Origin of the sequence: Mycolicibacterium helvum, from assembly GCF_010731895.1 — a bacterium.
Classification (GTDB): domain Bacteria; phylum Actinomycetota; class Actinomycetes; order Mycobacteriales; family Mycobacteriaceae; genus Mycobacterium; species Mycobacterium helvum.
On the sequence record NZ_AP022596.1, the window covers coordinates 1,644,555 to 1,665,768 of the forward strand.

A 21,214-nucleotide genomic window follows, 5' to 3' on the forward strand; every position below is an offset into this window, starting at 1 on the left:
CGATGCGGCCGACCAGACACCGGCTCGTCGTGCGGATCGTCCTGAGACACATTGCCGCTCAAACTGTTTCGAAGCCAACACACCGAGCCTGAGCCCCTCGGCGGCGCGGCCGGAATATCTGCGAAAGGGTCAACCCCGTAGACTGTTGACAGGACATAGCCGAAAACCTTTGGCTGACACCCCGACCGACCGGTAGATCACCGACGCGCTGGCGCGCCCAATAGATCCATGACGCGCTGGCGCGTCCTATAGATCGGAGTGCCATGCTCGTCATCCTGATCGCGCATGCGATCGCCGCCGCCGTGGCGCCGGCGCTCGTGCACCGATGGGGACGGCTGGCCTTCTACCCACTCGCGCTCGTCCCGGCAGCGTCGCTGATCTGGGTGGCACTCAACTGGCCCGATGCCGGGCACCCCGCCCCGACTGTCGACATCCCGTGGGTGCCGCAGCTATCGATGGACATCACGCTGCGGTTCGACACGTTGGCCGCCGTCATGAGCGTGCTGGTGTTGGGTATCGGCGCGCTGGTGCTGTTCTATTGCGCGGAGTACTTCCACCACCGCGACGGCCACACCGAGAAGCGGCTGCCGAGTTTCGCCGCCGAACTCGTCGCGTTTTCCGGAGCCATGTTCGGCCTGGTCATCAGCGACAACATGCTGTTGCTCTACACGTTCTGGGAACTGACCACGGTGTTGTCGTTCCTGCTGGTCGGGCACTACGCCGAGCGTGCCACCAGCCGCCGGGCCGCCATGCAGGCCTTATTGGTCACCACCGCAGGCGGGCTCGCGATGCTGGCCGGCATCGTCATCCTCGGCCATACCGCCGGCACCTATCTGCTCTCCGAGCTGGTGGCGAACCCACCGCACGGCACCGCCGTCGCCGTCGCCGTTGTCCTGGTCCTCATCGGCGCGCTGTCCAAGTCGGCGATCGTCCCCTTCCACTTCTGGCTGCCCGGCGCCATGGCCGCCCCGACCCCGGTCAGCGCCTATCTGCACGCCGCCGCGATGGTCAAAGCCGGCGTCTACCTCGTCGCCCGGCTGGCCCCCGGGTTCGCCGACTCCCCAGGCTGGCGACCCACCGTCATCACCTTGGGAGTGGTGACCATGCTGCTGGCCGGCTGGCGCGCGGTCCGCGAATACGACCTCAAGCTGATCCTCGCGTTCGGCACCGTCAGCCAGCTGGGCTTCATCACCGTCATGGTCGGTGGCGGTGGCCGGGACATGATGCTGGCCGGGCTGGCCATGCTGTGCGCGCACGCACTGTTCAAGGCGACCCTGTTCATGGTCGTCGGCGTCATCGACCACTCGACCGGCACCCGTGACATCCGCAGGCTGGCCTGGCTCGGCAACCGGATGCCCGCGTTGTTCGTCATCGCCGCCGGCGCGACCGCCAGCATGGCCGCGCTGCCGCCATTCCTGGGCTTCGTGGCCAAAGAGGCCGACTTCGAAAGCATCGCGCACAGCGCGTCACTCGGCGCGTGGGCACCCGTGGTGCTCACCGGAGTGGTCATCGGTTCGGTTTTCACCACCATCTACAGCCTGCGATTCCTGTGGGGTGCTTTCGCGCGCAAGGGTTTCCAGGGCCCGACCAACCTGGTCGCCAACCTGCACCGGCCGCCGGCCGCCTTCCTGGTGGCGCCGGCGATCCTGGCGGGGGCCGGACTGTTCTTCGGAGTGGTGCCCAATTACCTGGACACCACGCTGGACGGCTACGCCGGGACCCTGCCCGCCGCCGGCGCCGAAGACGGCCACTACACGCTGGCGCTGTGGCACGGCGTCAATCTGCCGCTGGTGCTGTCAGCGCTGGTGCTGGCCGTCGGCGTCACCTTGTTCGTCAGCCGCGAACGCCTGCGCCGCGCCGGGGTAGGCACCTGGCGGCCCCTGGGCAACGCCGACCGGATCTACGACGCGGTCATCCGCGGCGCCGATCTCCTGTCCGTCCGGCTCACCGCGGTCACCCAGCGCGGATCCATCCCCGTCACCCAGTCGGTGATCCTCACGACGCTGGTGCTGTTCCCGGTCGCCGTGTTGGCCTTTGGCCCCACAAACCATCCGCAGTTCCGGCTGTGGGACTCCCTGGTCCAGCCGGTGGTGGGCCTGCTCATCGTGGCCGCCGCGGTGGCCGCCACCATCATGCGCAACGGGCTGGCCGCCGTGCTACTGGTCGGCATCACCGGCTACGGCTGTGGGGCGATCTTCGCCTTCCACGGCGCCCCCGACCTGGCGTTGACACAGTTCCTGGTGGAGACCCTGATGCTGGTCATCTTCGTGCTGGTGCTGCGCACGCTGCCCGCCGAGGCCGAGGAAGCCACCCGACACCGGTTGCCGCGCGCCGCGCTGTCACTGGCCGTCGGCGCCACCGTCACCACCCTGGCGGTGTTCGCGATGGCCGCCCGCACCGGCGTCGGAATCGCCGACCTGTTGCCCGATGCCGCCTACTACCGCGGCCACGGCGCCAATACCGTGAACGTGCTGCTGGTCGACATCCGCGCCTGGGACACCCTGGGCGAGATCTCGGTGCTGGTGGCCGCCGCAACCGGCGTCGCGTCGCTGGTGTTCCGCAACCGCCGGTTCGGTGCGGCGCCGCGGGTGTCCGATGCCGGCCAACCCGATATCGGCCTCTTGCCGGCGACGGCCTATAGCCCGGCCGTCGGCGATACCACCTGGCTGCGAGGCAGCGAACTGCGCGATCCACGCAACCGCTCCCTGGTGCTCGAGGTCGCCACCCGGCTGATCTTCCCGCTGATCATGGTGCTGTCGGTGTATTTCTTCTTCACCGGTCACAACACCCCCGGCGGCGGGTTCGCCGGTGGACTGACCGCCGGGCTGGCGTTGGTGCTGCGTTACCTGGCTGGCGGACGCTATGAACTCGGCGAGACGCTGCCCCTGGATGCCGGCAAGATCCTCGGTGCCGGACTCGCACTGTCAGCCGGCACCGCCGTCGGCTCAATGCTGCTGGGGGCACCCGCGCTGTCCTCGGCGGTGATCACCCTGCACCTGCCGCTGCTCGGCACAGTGAAGTTCGTGACCGCGCTGTTCTTCGACCTCGGGGTGTACCTGATCGTTCTCGGCCTGGTCCTCGACGTGTTGCGCAGCCTCGGCGCGCGCATCGACGAGGAAGTCGCCAGCGCGCGCCCCGCAGTGAAGGCGAGAGCGTCATGATTGTCTACCTGGTTCCGCTCATCATCATCGGCGCACTCACCAGTTGTGGTGTCTACCTGTTGCTTTCGCGCAACCTGACCCGGATGCTGTTGGGCCTGCTGCTGTTCGGCAACGCCATCAACCTGTTGATCCTGACCGTCGGCGGCGAGAGCGGGAATCCGCCCATCCGCGGTCGCACGAGTGGTACGGAGACGACGACGGCCGATCCCCTGGCCCAGGGCATGATCCTGACCGCGATCGTCATCGCGATGGGGATGGCCGCGTTCGTCCTGGCGTTGACCTACCGGTCATTCCGGTTGACCACCGCGGAGGAAGTGGACAACGACCCGGAGGACACCCGAGTGTCGAAGCTCTCCGACTCCGAGGCCTCCTCGGTCGACGAAGACGCCCCCCAGCACGTGCCCGACCGGGACACCGACGAGCCCGACGAACTCGACGCCCTGCCCGGCCACGAGGGGTCGCGATGACCCTCTCGGGAGTACTCATGCCGCTGCCGGTGCTGATCCCGTTGGTGTCGGCGGCGCTGACGTTGATCGCCGGCCGCCGGCCGCGGTTACAGCGGCTGATCGCTCTGGTGGCACTGACCGCGGTGCTGGCGGTGTGCGCGGTGCTGGTGTACCTGACCGACCGCGACGGCACCCAGGCGTTGCATGTCGGCGGCTGGGGTCCGACCGACGCGGGTCTCGGGCCGCTGGGTATCACGCTGGTGGCCGACCGGCTCTCCGCACTGATGCTGGTGGTTTCGGCGATCGTGCTGCTGGCGGTGGTGTTCTACGCGATCGGGCAGGGTATCCGCGACGGTGACGAACACCAGCCGGTGTCGATCTTCCTGCCCACCTACCTGGTGCTGTCGGCCGGTGTGTGCACGGCGTTCCTGGCCGGTGATCTGTTCAACCTGTACGTCGGCTTCGAGGTGCTGCTGACAGCGAGCTTCGTGTTGTTGACGATCGGGGCCAGCAAGGACCGGGTGCGCGCCGGCATCTCCTACGTGATGGTGTCGATGGTCTCATCGCTGATCTTCCTGATCGGCCTGGCTCTGGTCTACGCCGCCACCGGGACGCTGAACATGGCCGAGTTGTCACTGCGACTGCAGGACATCAGCGGCGGCACCCGAAGCGCGATCTTCGCCGTGCTGCTGGTGGCGTTCGGCATCAAGGCCGCGGTGTTCCCGCTATCGGCGTGGCTGCCCGACTCGTATCCGACGGCACCGGCACCGGTGACCGCGGTGTTCGCCGGCTTGCTGACCAAAGTCGGTGTGTACGCCATCATCCGGGCGCACGCCCTGCTGTTCCCCGCGGGCGGGTTGGACAATGTGCTGCTGGTGGCGGCGCTGCTGACGATGCTCGTCGGCATCCTGGGTGCGATCGCGCAGAACGACATCAAACGACTTCTGTCATTCACCCTCGTCAGCCACATCGGCTACATGGTGTTCGGCGTCGCGCTGGCCAGCCAACTGGCTATGTCGGGGGCGATCTATTACGTCGCCCACCACATCGTCGTGCAGACGACGCTATTCCTGGTCGTCGGCCTGATCGAGCGGCAGGCCGGTGCGTCGACGCTCCGCCGCCTGGGCGGGCTGGCCGCCGCTAGCCCGCTGCTGGCTTTCGTCTTCATGGTCCCGGCATTGAATCTCGGTGGTATTCCGCCATTTTCAGGCTTCATTGGGAAAGTGGCGCTGCTCGAGGCTGGTACCGCCAACGGCTCGGTGCTGGCCTGGCTGCTGGTCACCGGATCGGTGGTGACCAGCCTGCTGACGCTGTACGTGGTGGCACGGGTGTGGACCAAGGCATTCTGGCGGGCCAGGGTCGACGCGCCCGAAGGTGAGCTCGCGGACTCCGCGCCGTCGGTCCTGCTCGACGACTACTCGGCGGACATCGCCTACGACGACCGCGACGACGTCGGCCGGATGCCGATCGGAATGGTGGCTCCGACACTCGGTTTGATCGCCGTTGGGGTGGCGCTGACGGTGGCGGCCGGGCCCATCTTCGGCTACACCGACCGCGCCGCCAACGAAGTGCTGGACCGCAGCCAGTACATCACCGCGGTGCTGGGGAGCCCGGAGATGAGTCCGTGATGAGAACACTGACGCTACGGATCTGGACGTTGGTGTGGCTGACCCTGGTGTGGCTGCTGTTGTGGGGCACGGTTTCGGTGGCCAACGTACTGTCCGGGTTGGTCGTGGCGCTGGGGATCACGCTGCTGCTGCCGCTGCCGCCGGTTCCGGTACAGGGCCGGTTGCATCCCCTGTCGCTGCTCTGGCTGGTGCTGCACGTGGCGTGGTGGCTGGCGCAATCCTCGCTTCAGGTGGCGTGGCTGGCGATCCGGCCGGGGCGCCCACCGCTATCTGCGGTGCTGCGCGGCCACTTGGCGCTGAAGTCGGATCTGGTGCTGGCCCTTGCGGTCAACATCATGAACCTGACCCCGGGCACCATTGTCTTGGAGATCGACCAGTCCCGGCGGCTGATCTACGTCCACGTGCTCGACGTCGGATCCGAGCGCTCGGTGGAGCGGTTCTATCGCCAAATCGCCCAGCTGGAACGGCTGATGATCGCCGCGTTCGAGCGCGACTCCGAATGGCGGCCAGCGGCAAGCGAATCCGAGGAGGTCTCGTCGTGACGGTCGTGTGGGTGCTCTCCGGGGTGATGCTGGTCGCGGCTGCCGCGGTGACGATGATCCGCTTGCTGATGGGCCCCAGCACCTTGGACCGGCTGGTCGCCGTCGACACGCTGGTGGCGGTGACGATGTGCGGGGTCGGCACCTGGGCGGCCTACAGCCTGGACACCACTGTCACCTACAGCCTGGCGGCGCTGGCGTTGATCAGCTTCGTCGGCTCGGTCAGTGTGGCCCGGTTCCGCGTGCCCGATCTCGCCGGGAAGGACAAGACATGAGTGTCCTCGATCCGCTGGCGGGCGTGCTGGTGCTGCTTGGTTCGGCGCTGGCGTTGACCGCCGCCATTGGCGTGCTGCGCTTCCCTGACACCTTGACCCGCATGCATGCCGCGACCAAACCGCAGGTGCTGGGCCTGCTGCTGGTGCTGGGCGGCGCGACGATCCGGCTGTCCGGCAACGTCGACGTCGGCATGCTCGTGCTGACCGCAATGTTCACCCTCATCACCGCACCGGTGGTGGCGCACCGCGTGGGGCAGCTGGCTTACCGTGAACAGAACGTCGGCGATGATCTGACCGTGGACGAGATGCGCGACGACACCGACAGAACGAAGCCGAATCCGTGAGCCGAACCGACGACGACACCTGGGACATCACCGAGGGGGTCGGTGCCACCGCACTGAGTGTGGCCCGTGCGCGGGCCATCGAGACCGACGCCGAACGCCCGCTCTATACCGATCGCTACGCGCACTTCTTCGTCGAGGCGGCCATCGCGGCGGGCTGGCGCTCACCATTCCAGGACGGCCACCCGATGCGCGCGCAGGCCATGGCCGCCTACATCGCCTCGCGGACGAAATTCTTCGACGACTTCTTCACCACGGCCGGCGCCAACGGCGTGGACCAGGCAGTGATCCTGGCCGCCGGTCTGGACACCCGCGCCTGGCGGCTGCCGTGGATCGACGGCACGACGGTCTACGAGATCGACCAGCCGAAGGTGCTCGAGTTCAAGGATCGGGTGCTCGCCGAGCACCGGGCCCGGCCCGCGGCACGGTATGCGGCGGTGGCCGTGGACCTGCGACACGATTGGCCAAAGGCATTGCGCCAGGCTGGTTTCGACCCATCCACCCCAACAGCATGGTCGGCAGAAGGACTACTGCCATACCTGCCGGCAACGGTCCAGGACGCGCTGTTCGAACAGATCGACCAGCTCAGCGCGCGCGGCAGCAGGCTGTCCGTCGAGGCGTTCGGCGCGGTGTTCTACTCGGCCGAACAGCTGGCCCGGCGCCAGGCACGGATGGCCGAGGCACGCCGCGCGGCCGCCGAGGCCAGCGGATCCGGGCCAGCGAGAAGCGAAGCGGGATCGCCCACATCTGAGCCCGACGTCACGCGGCTCTGGTACATGGAGGCACGTACCGACGTCGCGCAGTGGCTGACCGAGCGCGGTTGGGAGGTCACCGCCATCGCCGCGGCTGACCTGATGGCGCACTACCAGCGCCCGGCGCCCGATGGCCTTGAGGACCCCGTGCCCGACACCGTGCTGCTGGACGCCAGAAAACGCTGACTTTGAGCTGCCGGCATCGATTCTGCGCCCAGTGCTACCGCACGCCCGGCAAACACACGCTCACCGCAGAATCGATGCGACGGCCGCTATTCGTCGTCGGCGATCTGGAATTCGACCATGGCCGTGACGGTTTCGATGGCATCGGTGAGCGCATCGACCCGCCCGGCCAATGTCGGTGCGGCCAGCACCGCGTAGCGGTCAGCCTGCCCCATCGGCACCCGGGCGGCCAGCTGGTAGATATGCAGCGACGGATCGTCGGCGATCTCGGACTCGACTGCAAGAGCATCGGGCCGCAATTGGCCGCCACGCGTGGAGACGATCCGCTCGAACAGCGCCAGGATCTTGTCGATCACCACCCCGATCTGCTCGGGCGTCACCGGCGGGCCGGGTTCGTCGGGCCAGGGTTCGACAACCGCCCGCGGATACGGGTCGTCGTTGAGCCACTCGAGCACCCGGATACGTTCACCGACAACTGTTTTCAGTTGATAGCGGCCCATCCCGTGGTCGACGTGCTCGGTGATACGCGCCAGCGCACCGACATCGCTGCGAGCATCCCCACCGCCGACCTCCCGGCCCTGGGTGATCAGCACAACACCGAATGCCGGGTCGGTCATCGTCAAGCAGTCCGACACCAGCTGCGAGTACCGCGGTTCAAAGATCTGCAGCGGCAACAGCTCTCCCGGCAACAGTGCCGACTGCAGCGGGAACATCGGTTGGGCGGCCATGACTAGCGGATGCCTTGCCCCATCACCACGTCCTTCACCGGCGCACTGGGGTCGACGAATCCGCACAACGCACCGGCAACACCCGCCCACAGTTCGGGGTTCATCGCGACCAGTTGGTTGCCACCCTTACCGATGGCCTTGATCACCTCACGTCGCGTGACAACGTCCATCGTCAGGTACTCGCGGCAGGTCGTGGTGAGCAGATCTGCGGGCACCATACCTTTGCCGGCCTCACCCGGTGTCGCCACCGGAGTGCCGGTGATCGCCTTGGCACACCCGCCGCCAGCCAGGACCACCACGGCAGCCAGCACCGCCAAACCCAGTCGACGAATCATCATGGGCGCCTCCAATCGCTAGATATCGAGCTCCCCGACCAACGAGTCAACCACCGCGCGCAGATCACCGCCGTTGTCCTCGGCCACCTTGTGCTGGCGCTGATAAGACGCACCCCGTCGCGGAATGTCGGCGATAGCCGCTAATTCGTCTGCGCAGTGCAAAGATTCGGCCACCGGCTGCAGCCGGGTCAGCAGGTCGTCGAGATCCTCGGTGACCAGCCGCTCGTTGCTGTCGGCGTCGAGGATGATGATGGCGTCCAGGCCGTAGCGCGCCGCGCGCCACTTGTTCTCCTGCACATGCCAGGGCGGCATCACCGGCAGCTGCTCGCCGGCATCCAAGCGGCGGTCGAGATCGACCACCAGGCAGTGCGTCAGCGCCACCAGCGCCGACAGCTCACGCAGGTTGGACACGCCGTCGAACACCCGCACCTCGATGGTGCCCAGGTGCGGTGACGGCCTGATGTCCCAACGGATCTCATTGACGTGATCGATGATGCCCGTGGTCTTCTGATCGTGGACGAAGCGCTCGAACTGCCGCCACGTCTCGAACTGGAACGGCAGACCGGCGGTCGGCAACTGCTGGAACATCATCGCCCGGTTGCTGGCGTACCCGGTGTCGTCACCGGCCCAGAACGGCGAGGACGCCGACAGCGCCAGCAGATGCGGATAGTGGTTGAGCAGTGAGGAGATGATCGGCATCACCTTGTGCGCCGAGGACACCCCGACGTGCACGTGCACACCCCAGATCAGCATCTGCCGACCCCACCACTGGGTCCGCTTGATCAGCTCGGCATAGCGCGGTGCGTCGGTCAGCTTCTGCGTCGACCAGGACGCAAACGGATGGGTTCCCGCGCAGAACAACTCCATGCCACGCTCGTGGACGATCTCCCGCGTGCTGCGTAGCGTCGACGCGAGGTCGGCCATCGCCTCGTCGACGGAGTCACAGATACCGGTGACGACCTCGATGGTGTTGCGCAGTAATTCCTTGTGGACGTGTGGGCTTTCGCCGACGTCGGCGATCACCGCGGCCGCCTCGTTGCTCAGATCCCGGGTTTCGGCGTCAATGAGAGCGAACTCCCATTCGACGCCGAGTGTCGGCCTGGGCGAGCCGGCGAAGTCGATGCGGCCGGGTTTACCCGCTGACGGCTTAGCCGGTGCCGACGACACCGCACGCCACCCGCTTGCCCGCGTCGCCGGTGGCCATGGTGGTTTCGTCCGGACCCGGCGCGCCACCGTTGATCTGCTGGTAGCGCTCCGGCGGAATGTTGGCGAAGTTGTCGGCATCCGCGTGGATGATGATCGCGGTGCCGTTGCCGCCGAGCAGGTCCTGCTTGGTGAAGGCGCTGGTCGTGGTCACCAACAACGCGGTGCCGTCCTCGCGGACCTGCAGCGAGGCCAGGTCACCGCTGGCCGGATGCCCGGTGTGCCCGCTGGCCTGGAAGTGGCCGCCGGCGGAGAGGAAGTCACCAGGCGCACCGCCGGCCGGGGCGACCGAGTTCGCCTCGCACTTGGCGACCGAGTGCAGGTGCAGGCCGTGGAAGCCCGGCGTCAGCTTGCCGGTGCCGGTGGTCTGCACGGTGACGGTGGCAAAGCCGTCCTGGAATTCGAAGGTGGCCGCGGCCACCTGAGTGCCATCGGCGGTTTTCAGCTGCGCGGTCAGGGTGTCGCCATGGCTGGCCGGCGCCTCCGGCGCACCGTGCGACTCTTCGCCCGAGGCGGCCGGCGCCGGGGACCCGGTCCAGATCGCCGGCGTAGTGCCGGGCTGCGATGCGACCGGCTCATTGGGGCTACAAGCGCTCAACACCGCGACAGGAACAACGAACAAGACGGCGGCGGCAGTTCTCAAGGGGCTCACAGGCTTGACCATGTGCCGAAGCCTATCCGGTCACCAAAACGATGACGCCCGGTGGCTGCTCGGCAATTTCTGGAGTTCTGGGTACCACCGGCGCGTCCAGCACTTTGGCGACCGCCTCGGCGGCGGCTTGCTCGCCCTCGGTTGTGCCGTAGTACACCGTGGTCGCAGGCAGCGGGGGCACCTCGAGGTTGCTGGTCTCGGTGACGTTCCAGCCGGCCTCACGCAGCCGGTCCCCGATACGGCCGGCGGCGCCTTCTCCCTCACCGACGTTGAATACCCGCACGTCAGCCTTGGGCGCTGGCGCCACCGACGTCTTGGTAGTCGTCGTGGTGACGGTGCGTACCGAGGTTTCGTCGCTGCTGCTGTCGCTGCCCGAACCCATGGCCTGGAAACCGACCAGCAGGAAGATCACGCCAAGGAACAGCAGCACCATCACCATGGCCCGCAATGGCAGCCCGGAGGAGTCGGGTACGCGGTCGTTCATCGCGCCCACTGTAACCAGGGGGACCGGCTACGAAGAAAAATCAGGGAACCTCGAAGCCGAGCCGGCGGGCCGCGCGCGCCTTCTGCCGGCTTGCCCGCAGCCGACGCAGCCGCTTGACCAGCATCGGATCGGCGGCGAGCGCCTCGGGGCGGTCAACCAGGGCGTTCAGCACCTGGTAATAGCGGGTGGCCGACATGGAGAACAGCTCCTTGATGGCCTCTTCCTTCGCGCCGGCGTACTTCCACCACTGCCGCTCGAAGGCCAGGACATCGTATTCGCGGCGAGTCAACCCATCGGGAAGGTCAGCGTCGTCATTGGACCGCTCGGCCCGTGCCATGGCGCCGTCCATTTCGATCTGCTGACCCTTTCGAAGACCCGAGGAGACATCCCTATGCTCGGCGCTCATTCAATCACGATTGAACCGGTTGGGACGGCAGCCAAGCCCGCGCGTCGGCTGACTTAAGCTTGCCGATCATGGCAGTGAGACCAATTGTGATTCTGGGTGATCCCGTTCTGCACACTCCGACCAAGCCCGTACCGGTCGGGGCCGACGGCTCGCTGCCCGAAGATCTGGCCGATCTGATCAAGGACATGTACGACACGATGGACGCGGCCAACGGAGTCGGGCTGGCGGCCAACCAAATCGGAGTCGGACTGCGGCTGTTCGTCTACGACTGCGCCGATGAGCGCGGCAAGACGACCCGCCACCGGGGCGTCGTCATCAATCCGGTCCTGGAGACCTCGGAGATCCCTGAAACGATGCCCGACCCGGACAACGATGACGAGGGCTGCCTGTCGGTGCCCGGCGAGTCGTTTCCGTGTGGTCGGGCGAAGTGGGCCCGGGTGACCGGCCTCGACGCCGACGGCAACGCCATCACCCTGGAGGGGCACGACCTGTTCGCCCGCATGCTGCAACACGAAACCGGGCACCTCGACGGGTTTCTCTACGTCGACAAGCTGATCGGGCGACATGCCCGGGCAGCCAAGAAGACCGCGAAGAAAAACGGCTGGGGGGGTCCCGGGCTCTCCTGGATCCCGGGCGAGGTGCCTGACCCGTTCGGTCACTGATGGCCGGCATTCCGCCCGTCGGCACCCGGGTCAGCATCCGCTACCGGCTGGCCGCGGGCAGTCCGCCACCGATGACTGACGTGATCGGCCATGTGCAATCCCTGGACCCGGTGGTGCTGCGCACCAAGTCCGGTGAGCTCGTCTCGATTGCCCCTGCCGACGTCGTGGCCGTGCGCGAACTCAGCGACCGGCCGGTGCGCGCCTCGGAGATCCGGGCGCTGGAGCATGCGGCGGCGCTGGCCTGGCCCGGTACCGAACAGAGCTGGCAGGACGGTTGGCTGCTGCGGGCTGGTGGCGGATACACCAGCAGGGCCAACTCAGCTGTGCCACTCGACTTCTCGGCGACCGTCGAAGCCCTACCCCCGATCCTTGACTGGTATCGGCAGCGGGGACTGCCGCCGTGGTTGGCGCTGCCGGAGCGGCTGCTGCCGATTCGCGCCGACGGCACCAAGCACACCCGGGTGATGGTCACCGATCTCACCGGGACTGAACCGGATCCGGCGGTGACACTGCACGGGAGTCCGGATGCGGCGTGGCTGGCCGGCTATGAACGCGACGTTCCGGCCGAGGTACTGACTGCGGTCGTCGGTGGCGAGGTGGTGTTCGCCTCGCTGGCGACCGCCGCGGTGGGTCGCGGGGCGGTGACAACCGCGCCGGACGGCACCCGCTGGCTGGGGATCTCGGCGGTGCACGTCAGTGCCGACCAGCGCAGGCGCGGACACGCCCGCCGGCTGTGTCTGGCACTGTTCGGATGGGGTGCACGCCAGGGCGCGAGCCGGGCGTACGTGCAGGTACTGAGCGAAAACAACGGCGCAATCCAGTTGTATCACTCGCTCGGCTTCCGGCTGCACCATCACCATCGTTACGTCGATGCCCGGTCGTTGACCGCACGTACGCTGTAGCCCATGCCTGACGACGTCCTGCGCCTCGCCACCTGGAATGTGAATTCGATTCGCACCAGGGTGGACCGGGTCGTCGGGTGGCTGCAGCGCGGTGACGTGGACGTGCTGGCCATGCAAGAGACCAAGTGCGCCGACGACCAGTTCCCCACCATGCCGTTCCTCGAAGCCGGCTACGAAGTGGTGCACTGCGGGTTCAACCAGTGGAACGGGGTGGCGATCGCCTCCCGGGTCGGCTTCGACGACGTCGAGGTCGGTTTCGACGGCCAGCCGTCCTGGAGCAAGGACGGGTTGGACGCCAAGGCTGAAGCCCGCGCGCTGGCGGCCACCTGCGCCGGGGTGCGGGTGTGGAGTCTCTACGTGCCCAACGGCCGCGCCCTGACCGACCCGCACTACCAGTACAAGCTGGAATGGCTTGCCGCCCTTCGTAACACCGCTGAGTCCTGGCTGCAGCGCGATCCGCGGCAGCCGATCGCCCTGGTCGGCGACTGGAATATCGCACCCACCGACGAGGACGTCTGGGACATGGCAGCGTTCGACGGCGCCACGCATGTCTCGGAGCCGGAGCGCATGGCGTTCGACGCGTTCGTCGAGGCCAGCTTCACCGACGTGGTGCGCCCGTACACACCCGGGCCGGGGGTGTACACCTACTGGGACTACACCCAACTGGCCTTCCAGAAGCGCCGCGGTATGCGCATCGATTTCATCCTCGGCTCACCGAGTTTGGCGGCCCGGGTGACGCACGCCGAGATCGTCAAGGACGAACGCCGTCCGGGCAAGAAGGGCGACCCGGCACCCAGCGATCACGCGCCGGTGCTGGTCGATCTGACCCGCTGAGGCGCAATGTTGCTCAGCCGCTTGACGGCTCGCTGACCTTCACCAGCATCTTGCCGATGTTGGCGCCGGTGAACAGCCCGTTAAGCGCGTCGACACAGGATTCCAGCCCGTCGAAGACGGTCTCCCGGTGCACCAGCTTGCCTTCGGACTCCCAGCGCCGCAGATCGGCGAAAGCCTCGTCGAAGCGACCCCACATGTCCAAGGCGTTGAACCCCTGCATCGACGCGGTCTTGGCCAGTAGGTTGACGTAGTTGGCTGGCCCGGGATGCTCGCCCGTGAGGTAGCTCGAGATGACACCGCACAGCACCACCCGGGCCTTGGGAGCCAGCCGGCCCAGCACCGCGTTCAGAATCGGACCCCCGACGTTGTCGAAGTAGACGTTGACGCCCTTGGGGCAGTGCAGCTTCAGTGCGGCGGGAATGTCGTCGTGCTTGTAGTCGATGCAGGCGTCGAAGCCGAAGTCCTCGACCACCGCCCGGCACTTGTCCGGTCCGCCGGCGATGCCGACGACGCGCGCACCGGCGATCTTGGCGATCTGCCCGGCGACCGATCCGGTGGCGCCGGCAGCCGCCGACACCACCACCGTCTCCCCTTCGCGCGGACGGCCGATGTCGGTCATGCCGAAATACGCTGTGGCGCCGGTCGGCCCGTACACGCTCATGATGGCCAGCTGGTCGGTCTCGCCGGGGATGGCCGTGCTGAACAGGTCGTCGCGGATGATCGCGTAGTCCTGGAAGCCGGTGAGGGTGGTGACGATGTCGCCTGTCGCGAACGCTTCACACCGTGATTCGACGACCTCGCCGATCCCTGCGGCGCGAATGACCTCGCCCAGCTGCACGGGCGGCAGGTAGCTCGGCTGGTCGTCGAGCCAGGTGCGGACGGCCGCGTCTAGGCCCACATAGGTGGTGCGCAGCAGCGCCTCGCCCTCGGCGAGCTCGGGTGCGACCGCGGTGACCAGCTCGGTGTCGGTGGGTTGCACCAAACCGGACGGGCGGCGGCGCAACAGGATCTGGCGGTTCGTCAGCGCAGGCACGAACAGTGAAGCTACCGAAGGCGGTACTGCTTTGGAGCCCAGTTGAGACAGTCCGCGATACGGCGGCATGCCAATCCGGTACTGTCCAGCAAACAGCTAAGGGGTTCCAACTTGGCGCCCCGGATGGTTTGATCGCAATGCCACGGTTGGTCGTGGCATCCCCGGGGGAGGTCTTGGTGCAAAGCGCGACCGAAGCGTTCTATTACAAGCCTGCAGCTTTCGCCGCAGCTGTCGCTGTGTCGTTGTCGGCGTTGTTCGTCGGGATCCCGGTGAGTGCCGCCGATCCCGATGATGGCGACGGAGGCAGTAGCTACGACGATGGCGGCGGCTACGACGATGGCGGCAGCTACGACGATGGTGGCGGCTATGACGACCCCGGCGTCGAAGACCCCAGCGATGTCGATGACGGCGGCATGGACGACGCACCCGATACCGACGATCCTTCCGACGAGGACGCACCGGAGTCTCCCGGCGAGAACTCCGAAGAGCCTGACAACACCCCCCAGCCCGCCGGCGAGGAACCTGACGGGCAAAACGAGGAGCCCAATACCGGCACGCAGGAGCCGTCCGAGGCCCCTGAGGAGCACCCGTCGGCCACTGAGGAGCACCCGTCGGCCACTGAGGAGCACCCGTCGGCCACTGAAGCCCCAGACCAGCACCCATCGGCCACCGAAAGCCCCGACGAGGATCCATCCGGCACGGAAAGCCCCGACGACGAGCCCGATGCGGAGCCGAAGCCGGATACCGCTGACGTCCCGCGCCAAGACGGCACCGCCGCCCATCGCGGCAAGGTCGTGGGCCCCAAGACCACCCGAAAAGGCGCCCGCTCCTACGGCAAAAAGGTCAAGTCGTCGGTGTCTCGGCCCGCCGGGTCCAAAGGTGGGCGCCTGAACAGCCCGGTCAAGAAGTGGAACTCGCACTGGACCACCTACGACCGCAACTACCGGCCGGTCTTTACCAACCCGTACCAAACCCCGCTGCACGTGGTCTACGACGATGGGGGCTCCCCGCGGACCTTCACCGTCCCGCCACTGCAACGCGGCGTGATCGATACCCCCGGCCCCGGCGTGTACAGCTTCACCGCCTCGACTCAAGAGGGTTCGGCCGCGCCGACCAACGTTTCGGTGGGCAGTTTCTCCGGCGGCGGTTTCAAGCCGGCACCGGGACAGGCACCCCCGCAGAAGCCGGCACCCCTCAACATCACCAAGAACCCTCTCGTCCAGATCACTTTCGACCGGGGCACCTCCGCGCCGTTCCGGGTGCGCTCGCTGACCGACCTGGGCAGCGATCCCGCCGTCGGCAACATGACGAGAGTCCTTCTGGACGGCGAGATACCGGCTTGGGGCAAGTGGTCAAAGGATGATCATGGCGCGGCCCTGTTCCAGATTTCCCGCACCCAGTTGCTGCCCGGCATCGATGCGCCGGCTCAGGATCCCCTGCCTGGCTATGACATCAAACTTGTTGCCGCCCAACATCCCACGTCCTGGGTTCAGCGGCATCGCACCATCGTGATCGTTGGCGGGGTCGCGGCCGGTGTGGTGGTCCTGGCAGGTATTGCCGGCGCATTGGTGATCCGGCGTCGCCGCGCCAGTGGTGGGTGAGTCGTTCAGCCACTGACGTTTCGGCCGCCCACCGACTTCACCCGCTGCGCACCGGCGACCTTCCAAATTCAGGTTGCAGGTGCTTTGATTCGGAAGCCAAGGCCGTCTCGCTCGGGGGAGATATCAGTGCGTTCCGCAAACGCGACCAGGTCGCGCAAAGCTGCCGGTTTCACCGCTGCCGTCACGGTGTCGTTGGCGTCGTTGTTCGCCGGAGTTCCGGTCAGCGCCGCCGACCCCTATGACGACGACAGCGGCAGCAGCTACGACGGTGGCGGTGGCGCGGCCGAACCGTCCGGCGGCGGCCAGGAAGCGCCCGACCCGGGCGCGGGACAGGAAGCACCCGGCGCGGGCGGTGTCGGGCAGGAAGCACCCGACCAAGGCAGTGGGCAAGACGCGCCAGGCGAGAGCGTCGGTGGCGGGCAAGACCAGCCCAGCGACGACAGTGGCAGCGCCCATGACGACGGCACCCACCAGCACGATGACGGCGGCGCGCACGAGGGCGGGGGCAACCAGGAAACCCCCGACGGGGGTGGCGGCACACAGACTCCCCCCGCGGGTGGGGCCACCATGGCGCCGACCGAACTCGACGCGCCGGCACCCGACGTCACGGCCGCCACATCGTCGTCGACGACACAGGTCAATACGTCAAGCTCCAGCCAAGAGGTCAGCACCTATCAGCAGTCACTGACCTCGACGGTGTCGACGTCGACGCTGAGCACCACCCTCGCGCTGAGCAGCCCGGTGTCGCAGTGGAATTCCAGCTGGCTGTCCTATGACCGCTACTACCGGCCGATCTTCACCAATCCCTACCGGATCCCGTTACAGGTCATCTACGACTACGGCGGCGGGCCGCAGACCTTCACGGTGCCGCCGCTACAGCGCGCGGTCATCGACGTTCCCAACGCGGGGGTCTACAGCTTCACCGCCGCCACCAAGCCCGCGTCGGGACCGCCGACGAACGTCTCGGTGGGCAGCTTCTCCGGCGGCGGCTTCCAACCGGCCCCGGGCCAGGCCCCACCCGAGAAGCCGGCGCGCCTGAACACCACCAAGAACGCCCTCGTCCAGATCAAGTACACCCGCGGCGCCTCCGAACCGTTCCGGGTCAGCGCGCTGACCGACCTTGGCAAGGATCCGGCGGCGAAGGACACCACGAAAGTCCTTCTCGACGAGGAGATTCCGGCGTGGGGTGAGTGGTCGAAGACCGCTGCGGGTGAGGCCGTGTTCGTGGTCAGCCAGACGCAGCTGCTGCCCGGCGTGAAGCGTCCCGGCCAGGATCCACTGCCGGGCTACAACATCAAGCTCGCCGCGTCCGAAGAGTCCACGTCCTGGATGAGCAAGAACCGGACCGTTCTCATCGTCTCCGCAATCGGGGTGCTGGCACTGGCGGCGGCGGTCGCTCTCATCGTCATACCCAGACGTCGGCGTACCACGGACCGCTAGGAGAAGCCCGTGTTCGAGACGTTCAAGCGCGGTTGGAGCATGGCCGGTGCGAGTTGGTCGGTCCTGAAGGCCTATCCGAAACTGGCGCTGTTCCCGGTGCTCTCCGGTATCGCACTGATCGCGGTGAGCGCTGTGCTCATCATCCCGACCGGGGTGGGGGCGCTCGCCGGTGCCGGGATGAACCTCTCCGACAAGGCGGTCGAGTCGGTCGTCTACGTCGCGTTGTTCCTGTGGTATTTCCTGTGCACGTTCGTGGTGGTGTTCTGCAATGCCGCGCTGATCTCGTGCGCGCTGCAGAGTTTCGCCGGCCAGCCGCCGACAATCGGTTCGGGATTCGCCGCCGCAGCCAAGCGTCTGCCGCAGATCCTCGGCTGGTCGCTGGTCGCTGCCACCGTCGGGGTGGTCTTGCAGGCCCTGCAGTCACTGCTGACCGACAAGCTCGGGTTCTTCGGGGATCTGCTGGCCGGCATCTTCAGCGCTGTGTGGGGAGTCGCCACCTATTTCGTTGTCCCGGTGCTCGTCACCGACGGGGTCGGACCGATCAAGGCGGTCAAGCGTTCGTCGGGCATCCTGCGCCGCACCTGGGGTGAATCCCTTGCCGGTTCAGGCGGACTCGGCCTCATCTCGTTGTGCTTCATCCTTCCGCTGATCCCACTCTTCGGCGTCGGGGTGATGCTGGCCGGCCGTGCCGGCGGCGGCGTCGCGAGCGGGGCCATCCTCGGGACGCTCATCGCGCTCTCGGTGGTCTATGTCCTGGCGCTGATCGTCGTCTTCACCGCGCTCGGTTCGATTTTCCGTGCCGCGGTCTACGTCTACGCCACCACCGGAGTCACGCCCAGCCAGATGGACGCCACTCTGCTGCAGTCGTCGTTTTCGAGTAAATAGTCGGCGTCGCTCCCGCGCGATCGTTGCCGGCAGGTGAACATTGGGCGATTCGAGTGGCGAGCCCCGATCACTGAAACCACCATCTTTAGATGGGTTCGTTTGTGTCGGTCTATGTCGATTGGGCAGCCACTGTGGAGCACGTGCGCGCCGCCGCCAAAGAGCTGCCGGTGCCCGACGGAGTGCTTCGCGTTGAGGTCGTAGAGGCCGGCGACACATTCGGCTGCCGGATCGCCGTCGACTTGACCGGCGATTTCGAACAACGCGACGGCCCCCGCCTTGCCCGGTCTTATGCGGCGCAGCTCTCCGAGGCGCTTGCGGTGCCGGCGTTCGCGCTCAACGATCTCATTCTGGTCGGCCGTTCGGATTGGTGAACCCGGGCCGTTCTCGGCTCGTCACGGTCTGTTCGCCCGGACATGCTGGGCTGGGCTGGTGAGTTCGGACATCGACATCCTGATTCCCAAAAGCACTGCACACCAGACGGTGACGTGCATCGACGCACTCATCGAGCTGTATCGCCGAGAACGACCCGCCGGCGGTTCACGGGTGGTCGGCGATCTCATCGAGCTCCGCGAGGTGATGTCGCAGAGCATGCGGGCTTCCCGCGATCGCACCGCCCGCGTGGCCGCTGTCACCCTGGTCAGGGTTTCCGATCGCCTCAAGGCCTGCGCCCAAGACGAGTTGGGACCCGACGAGATGCAGGCCGCCATGTGGCGCACCGCCGGGCGACTCCATCGATGGGTCGCCCAGGGTGCCGCTGCGCCGCCGGTGGCTACTCGGCCGTCGCCGGCGCGGGCTCCTGGCCCGCAGTGACCGCATCGGCCGCGTAGCGGCCGGGGTTGAACAGCGACGCGATCGCGCCGACCACCATCATCAGCGCGGCGGCGCCGAACACCACCACCAGCCCGGAGTGGAACGGCTCGGTGATCAGGTTCGGGAAGAACGTCTGCCCGGTCAGCACGTCGGCATTGACACCCGGCTGGTGCAGCGCGTTGTAGGGCGCCAGCAACTCGGCGATCGGGTTGTAGCCCAGGAAAGCCGCGAACAGACTGCCAACCGGCGGCAAATTGGCGACGTCATGGGCTACGGACGCCGGGATGCCTTGAGCCTGTAGGCCCTGGCTCATCGCGCCGGGCAGGGTGTGGGCCAGCCCGACGATCATCAGCGAGAAGAAGATTCCGATCGACAGCGACGAGCCCGCGTTGAAGAACGTCGCACGCACACCCGAAGCGGCTCCGCGCTGCGCAGCCGGAACGCTGGACATGATGGCCGCGGTGTTGGGCGCGGTGAAGATGCCGCCGCCGAGTCCGTTGAGGAACACCAGCACGGCAAAGACCCAGTAGTTGAAGTTGACCGGGATCATCAGCAGCGCAACGAATGTCAGGGCCATCAGCACCATGCCGCCCACGGTGAACGGCCGCGCGCCGAATCGGTCGGCGAACGAACCGGCAATGGGCGCGGCGGCGAGGAAGCCGAAGGTCGCCGGCAGCAGGTAGATACCTGCCCATAGCGGTGTGGATTCAAAGCTGTAGCCGTGCAAGGGAAGCCAGATGCCCTGCAACCAGATGATCAACATGAACTGCAAGCCGCCGCGACCCACCGATGACATCAGCCCGGCGAGGTTGCCCATACCGAAGGAAGCCGACCGGAACAACCGGATGTCGACCATCGGCTGCGCCACCTTCAGCTCGATGAAACAGAACGCCACCAGAAGCAGCAGGCCGCCGATGATCGAACCCAGCACCATCGGGTTGGTCCAGCCGGTCGTCGAGTCACCGTAAGGCTGGATGCCGTAGGTGATTCCGATGAGCAGCACCGTCAGCCCGACACCGAACGTGACCGTTCCCGCCCAGTCAATCCGGCCGGGGCTGCGCACGCCCAGTTCCTTCAGCGAGCGCACGCTCCAGAGGGTGCCGATGATGCCGATCGGCACGCCCACCCAGAAGATGGCCTGCCAGTGGATCTCGGAGAGCACGCCGCCGATGAGCAAACCCAGGAACGAACCGGCCACGGCCGCGACCATGTTGACGCCCAGCGCCATGCCACGTTGATTCGCGGGGAAGGCGTCGGTCAGGATGGCCGACGACGACGACATCAGCATCGCCCCGCCGACGCCCTGGACCACCCGCCAAGCGATCAGCCAGATCGCCCCGCCGTCGAGATGGAACGGGTCGAACGACAGCGCGACGGCCGCCAGCGTGAACACCACGAAGCCGATGTTGTAGATCTTCACCCGGCCGTACATGTCACCGAGCCGGCCGAACGGCACCACCAGCACGGCGGTCACCACCAAGTAACCCATCAGCATCCACAGCAGGTAGCTGACGTTGCCGGGTGCCAGCGGGTTGAGACCGATACCCCGGAAGATGGCCGGCAGTGAGATCAGGACGATCGAGGCGTTGATCGAGGCCAACAGGATGCCCAGCGTGGTGTTGGACAGCACCACCCACTTGTAGTGCGGATGATCGTGGTCCATCCGGCGCCGGCGACGGTCGGTTTCGGCCAGGGCAGGGTCAAGCTCGGTCGTCACGGGCGAATCTCGTTTCGTATGCAATCGTCTAGCAAATAGCAATGAGCGCCTGCCGGCGCAATAACACATATGTTAGCTATACAAATCATGGTGGGCCAATCCTTACTCCCGCGGAATGGGTCTTGGCATCCCGCCCGGTCCCACAGCGTCACCAGCGGATCCCTGGGCATGTAGCCGCCGCGGAACACCGGCCGATA

The 21,214-nt window shown here is 66.9% G+C and carries 23 protein-coding genes; 15 read left to right on the forward strand and 8 right to left on the reverse strand.

Going from position 1 to position 21,214, the window contains the following annotated elements; genetic code table 11:
* Positions 1 to 263 precede the first annotated feature (263 nt).
* The 7 genes from G6N38_RS07680 to G6N38_RS07710 are packed head-to-tail and all read left to right on the forward strand — an operon-like array spanning position 264 to position 7,328.
* Positions 264 to 3,161, forward strand: a complete 2,898-nt coding sequence (locus G6N38_RS07680) for a Na+/H+ antiporter subunit A (protein WP_163746980.1) — start codon at positions 264 to 266, stop codon at positions 3,159 to 3,161.
* Positions 3,158 to 3,628 carry a Na(+)/H(+) antiporter subunit C gene (locus tag G6N38_RS07685; protein ID WP_163746981.1) on the forward strand — a complete coding sequence of 157 codons (471 nt, stop codon included), beginning with the start codon at positions 3,158 to 3,160 and terminating at the stop codon, positions 3,626 to 3,628. Before G6N38_RS07680 ends, G6N38_RS07685 begins: the two co-directional genes overlap by 4 nt.
* Complete coding sequence (locus G6N38_RS07690; RefSeq protein ID WP_163746982.1) at positions 3,625 to 5,235, forward strand: Na+/H+ antiporter subunit D; 1,611 nt, start codon at positions 3,625 to 3,627, stop codon at positions 5,233 to 5,235. Before G6N38_RS07685 ends, G6N38_RS07690 begins: the two co-directional genes overlap by 4 nt.
* A complete protein-coding gene (locus G6N38_RS07695; protein WP_163746983.1) occupies positions 5,235 to 5,777 on the forward strand; it encodes a Na+/H+ antiporter subunit E in 543 nt (180 codons plus the stop codon). The genes G6N38_RS07690 and G6N38_RS07695 overlap by 1 nt, the downstream gene beginning before the upstream one ends.
* 26 nt (positions 5,778 to 5,803) lie before the next feature.
* Positions 5,804 to 6,049: a monovalent cation/H+ antiporter complex subunit F gene (locus G6N38_RS07700; RefSeq protein WP_407662978.1), complete on the forward strand. Its 246-nt coding sequence runs from the start codon at positions 5,804 to 5,806 to the stop codon at positions 6,047 to 6,049.
* Positions 6,046 to 6,393: a monovalent cation/H(+) antiporter subunit G gene (gene mnhG, locus G6N38_RS07705; RefSeq protein WP_163746985.1), complete on the forward strand. Its 348-nt coding sequence runs from the start codon at positions 6,046 to 6,048 to the stop codon at positions 6,391 to 6,393. Before G6N38_RS07700 ends, mnhG begins: the two co-directional genes overlap by 4 nt.
* Positions 6,390 to 7,328, forward strand: coding sequence for an SAM-dependent methyltransferase (locus tag G6N38_RS07710; RefSeq protein ID WP_163746986.1), 939 nt, complete (start codon positions 6,390 to 6,392; stop codon positions 7,326 to 7,328). The genes mnhG and G6N38_RS07710 overlap by 4 nt, the downstream gene beginning before the upstream one ends.
* Before the next feature lie 86 nt (positions 7,329 to 7,414).
* Here the strand turns inward: G6N38_RS07710 and G6N38_RS07715 are convergent, their stop codons facing one another.
* The 6 genes from G6N38_RS07715 to G6N38_RS07740 are packed head-to-tail and all read right to left on the reverse strand — an operon-like array spanning position 7,415 to position 11,076.
* Positions 7,415 to 8,053, reverse strand: a complete 639-nt coding sequence (locus G6N38_RS07715; protein ID WP_163746987.1) for an LON peptidase substrate-binding domain-containing protein — start codon at positions 8,051 to 8,053, stop codon at positions 7,415 to 7,417.
* Positions 8,054 to 8,055: 2 nt separating this feature from the next.
* Positions 8,056 to 8,391: a hypothetical protein gene (locus tag G6N38_RS07720; protein WP_163746988.1), complete on the reverse strand. Its 336-nt coding sequence runs from the start codon at positions 8,389 to 8,391 to the stop codon at positions 8,056 to 8,058.
* A 15-nt stretch (positions 8,392 to 8,406) separates the two neighbouring features.
* The gene (locus G6N38_RS07725; RefSeq protein WP_163746989.1) at positions 8,407 to 9,555 is read right to left on the reverse strand and encodes a glutamate--cysteine ligase; all 1,149 of its coding nucleotides are present in this window, start codon (positions 9,553 to 9,555) and stop codon (positions 8,407 to 8,409) included.
* Positions 9,536 to 10,255 carry a superoxide dismutase[Cu-Zn] gene (sodC, locus tag G6N38_RS07730; protein WP_163746990.1) on the reverse strand — a complete coding sequence of 240 codons (720 nt, stop codon included), beginning with the start codon at positions 10,253 to 10,255 and terminating at the stop codon, positions 9,536 to 9,538. Before sodC ends, G6N38_RS07725 begins: the two co-directional genes overlap by 20 nt.
* Positions 10,256 to 10,265: 10 nt before the next feature.
* Positions 10,266 to 10,727: a LytR C-terminal domain-containing protein gene (locus tag G6N38_RS07735; RefSeq protein ID WP_163746991.1), complete on the reverse strand. Its 462-nt coding sequence runs from the start codon at positions 10,725 to 10,727 to the stop codon at positions 10,266 to 10,268.
* Between the two features lie 40 nt (positions 10,728 to 10,767).
* Positions 10,768 to 11,076 carry a nucleoid-associated protein NapA gene (locus G6N38_RS07740; protein WP_047328743.1) on the reverse strand — a complete coding sequence of 103 codons (309 nt, stop codon included), beginning with the start codon at positions 11,074 to 11,076 and terminating at the stop codon, positions 10,768 to 10,770.
* Between the two features lie 125 nt (positions 11,077 to 11,201).
* Between G6N38_RS07740 and G6N38_RS07745 the strand changes: the two genes are divergently transcribed.
* From G6N38_RS07745 to G6N38_RS07755, 3 genes are read left to right on the forward strand one after another with little or no spacing between them, the layout of a single operon-like run.
* Positions 11,202 to 11,795: a peptide deformylase gene (locus G6N38_RS07745; RefSeq protein ID WP_163746992.1), complete on the forward strand. Its 594-nt coding sequence runs from the start codon at positions 11,202 to 11,204 to the stop codon at positions 11,793 to 11,795.
* Positions 11,795 to 12,697: an N-acetylglutamate synthase, CG3035 family gene (locus G6N38_RS07750; RefSeq protein WP_163746993.1), complete on the forward strand. Its 903-nt coding sequence runs from the start codon at positions 11,795 to 11,797 to the stop codon at positions 12,695 to 12,697. The genes G6N38_RS07745 and G6N38_RS07750 overlap by 1 nt, the downstream gene beginning before the upstream one ends.
* A gap of 18 nt (positions 12,698 to 12,715) precedes the next feature.
* Positions 12,716 to 13,531, forward strand: a complete 816-nt coding sequence (locus tag G6N38_RS07755; RefSeq protein WP_163751864.1) for an exodeoxyribonuclease III — start codon at positions 12,716 to 12,718, stop codon at positions 13,529 to 13,531.
* A 13-nt stretch (positions 13,532 to 13,544) separates the two neighbouring features.
* On the opposite strand, the gene G6N38_RS07760 is transcribed toward G6N38_RS07755, so the two are convergent.
* The gene (locus G6N38_RS07760) at positions 13,545 to 14,564 is read right to left on the reverse strand and encodes an NADP-dependent oxidoreductase (RefSeq protein ID WP_163746994.1); all 1,020 of its coding nucleotides are present in this window, start codon (positions 14,562 to 14,564) and stop codon (positions 13,545 to 13,547) included.
* 176 nt (positions 14,565 to 14,740) lie between these two features.
* On the opposite strand from G6N38_RS07760, the gene G6N38_RS07765 reads away from it, so the two are divergent.
* The 5 genes from G6N38_RS07765 to G6N38_RS07785 all read left to right on the forward strand — a co-directional run bounded on the left by G6N38_RS07765 (position 14,741) and on the right by G6N38_RS07785 (position 19,300).
* Positions 14,741 to 16,165: a hypothetical protein gene (locus tag G6N38_RS07765; protein ID WP_163746995.1), complete on the forward strand. Its 1,425-nt coding sequence runs from the start codon at positions 14,741 to 14,743 to the stop codon at positions 16,163 to 16,165.
* Between the two features lie 126 nt (positions 16,166 to 16,291).
* Positions 16,292 to 17,605 carry an ICP22 family protein gene (locus G6N38_RS07770; protein ID WP_163746996.1) on the forward strand — a complete coding sequence of 438 codons (1,314 nt, stop codon included), beginning with the start codon at positions 16,292 to 16,294 and terminating at the stop codon, positions 17,603 to 17,605.
* Positions 17,606 to 17,614: 9 nt separating this feature from the next.
* Entirely contained in the window at positions 17,615 to 18,490 is an 876-nt protein-coding gene (locus G6N38_RS07775; protein WP_163746997.1) for a DUF6159 family protein, read from the forward strand.
* Positions 18,491 to 18,579: 89 nt separating this feature from the next.
* The gene (locus tag G6N38_RS07780; protein WP_163746998.1) at positions 18,580 to 18,861 is read left to right on the forward strand and encodes a hypothetical protein; all 282 of its coding nucleotides are present in this window, start codon (positions 18,580 to 18,582) and stop codon (positions 18,859 to 18,861) included.
* A gap of 58 nt (positions 18,862 to 18,919) precedes the next feature.
* Positions 18,920 to 19,300 carry a hypothetical protein gene (locus tag G6N38_RS07785; protein WP_163746999.1) on the forward strand — a complete coding sequence of 127 codons (381 nt, stop codon included), beginning with the start codon at positions 18,920 to 18,922 and terminating at the stop codon, positions 19,298 to 19,300.
* Here G6N38_RS07785 and G6N38_RS07790 read toward each other — a convergent pair.
* The gene (locus G6N38_RS07790; protein WP_163751865.1) at positions 19,260 to 20,963 is read right to left on the reverse strand and encodes an MFS transporter; all 1,704 of its coding nucleotides are present in this window, start codon (positions 20,961 to 20,963) and stop codon (positions 19,260 to 19,262) included. The two genes, G6N38_RS07785 and G6N38_RS07790, sit on opposite strands and share 41 nt — an antisense overlap.
* Positions 20,964 to 21,214 lie beyond the last annotated feature (251 nt).

Bases quoted from the DNA above. Each gene is read 5' to 3' on its own strand.
- G6N38_RS07680 (WP_163746980.1), top strand. From the start codon at position 264: ATGCTCGTCATCCTGATCGCGCATGCGATCGCCGCCGCCGTGGCGCCG.
- G6N38_RS07685 (WP_163746981.1), top strand. From the start codon at position 3,158: ATGATTGTCTACCTGGTTCCGCTCATCATCATCGGCGCACTCACCAGT.
- G6N38_RS07690 (WP_163746982.1), top strand. From the start codon at position 3,625: ATGACCCTCTCGGGAGTACTCATGCCGCTGCCGGTGCTGATCCCGTTG.
- G6N38_RS07695 (WP_163746983.1), top strand. From the start codon at position 5,235: ATGAGAACACTGACGCTACGGATCTGGACGTTGGTGTGGCTGACCCTG.
- G6N38_RS07700 (WP_407662978.1), top strand. From the start codon at position 5,804: ATGCTGGTCGCGGCTGCCGCGGTGACGATGATCCGCTTGCTGATGGGC.
- mnhG (WP_163746985.1), top strand. From the start codon at position 6,046: ATGAGTGTCCTCGATCCGCTGGCGGGCGTGCTGGTGCTGCTTGGTTCG.
- G6N38_RS07715 (WP_163746987.1), bottom strand. From the start codon at position 8,053: ATGGCCGCCCAACCGATGTTCCCGCTGCAGTCGGCACTGTTGCCGGGA.
- G6N38_RS07720 (WP_163746988.1), bottom strand. From the start codon at position 8,391: ATGATGATTCGTCGACTGGGTTTGGCGGTGCTGGCTGCCGTGGTGGTC.
- sodC (WP_163746990.1), bottom strand. From the start codon at position 10,255: ATGGTCAAGCCTGTGAGCCCCTTGAGAACTGCCGCCGCCGTCTTGTTC.
- G6N38_RS07735 (WP_163746991.1), bottom strand. From the start codon at position 10,727: ATGAACGACCGCGTACCCGACTCCTCCGGGCTGCCATTGCGGGCCATG.
- G6N38_RS07740 (WP_047328743.1), bottom strand. From the start codon at position 11,076: ATGGACGGCGCCATGGCACGGGCCGAGCGGTCCAATGACGACGCTGAC.
- G6N38_RS07745 (WP_163746992.1), top strand. From the start codon at position 11,202: ATGGCAGTGAGACCAATTGTGATTCTGGGTGATCCCGTTCTGCACACT.
- G6N38_RS07750 (WP_163746993.1), top strand. From the start codon at position 11,795: ATGGCCGGCATTCCGCCCGTCGGCACCCGGGTCAGCATCCGCTACCGG.
- G6N38_RS07780 (WP_163746998.1), top strand. From the start codon at position 18,580: ATGGGTTCGTTTGTGTCGGTCTATGTCGATTGGGCAGCCACTGTGGAG.
- G6N38_RS07790 (WP_163751865.1), bottom strand. From the start codon at position 20,963: ATGGACCACGATCATCCGCACTACAAGTGGGTGGTGCTGTCCAACACC.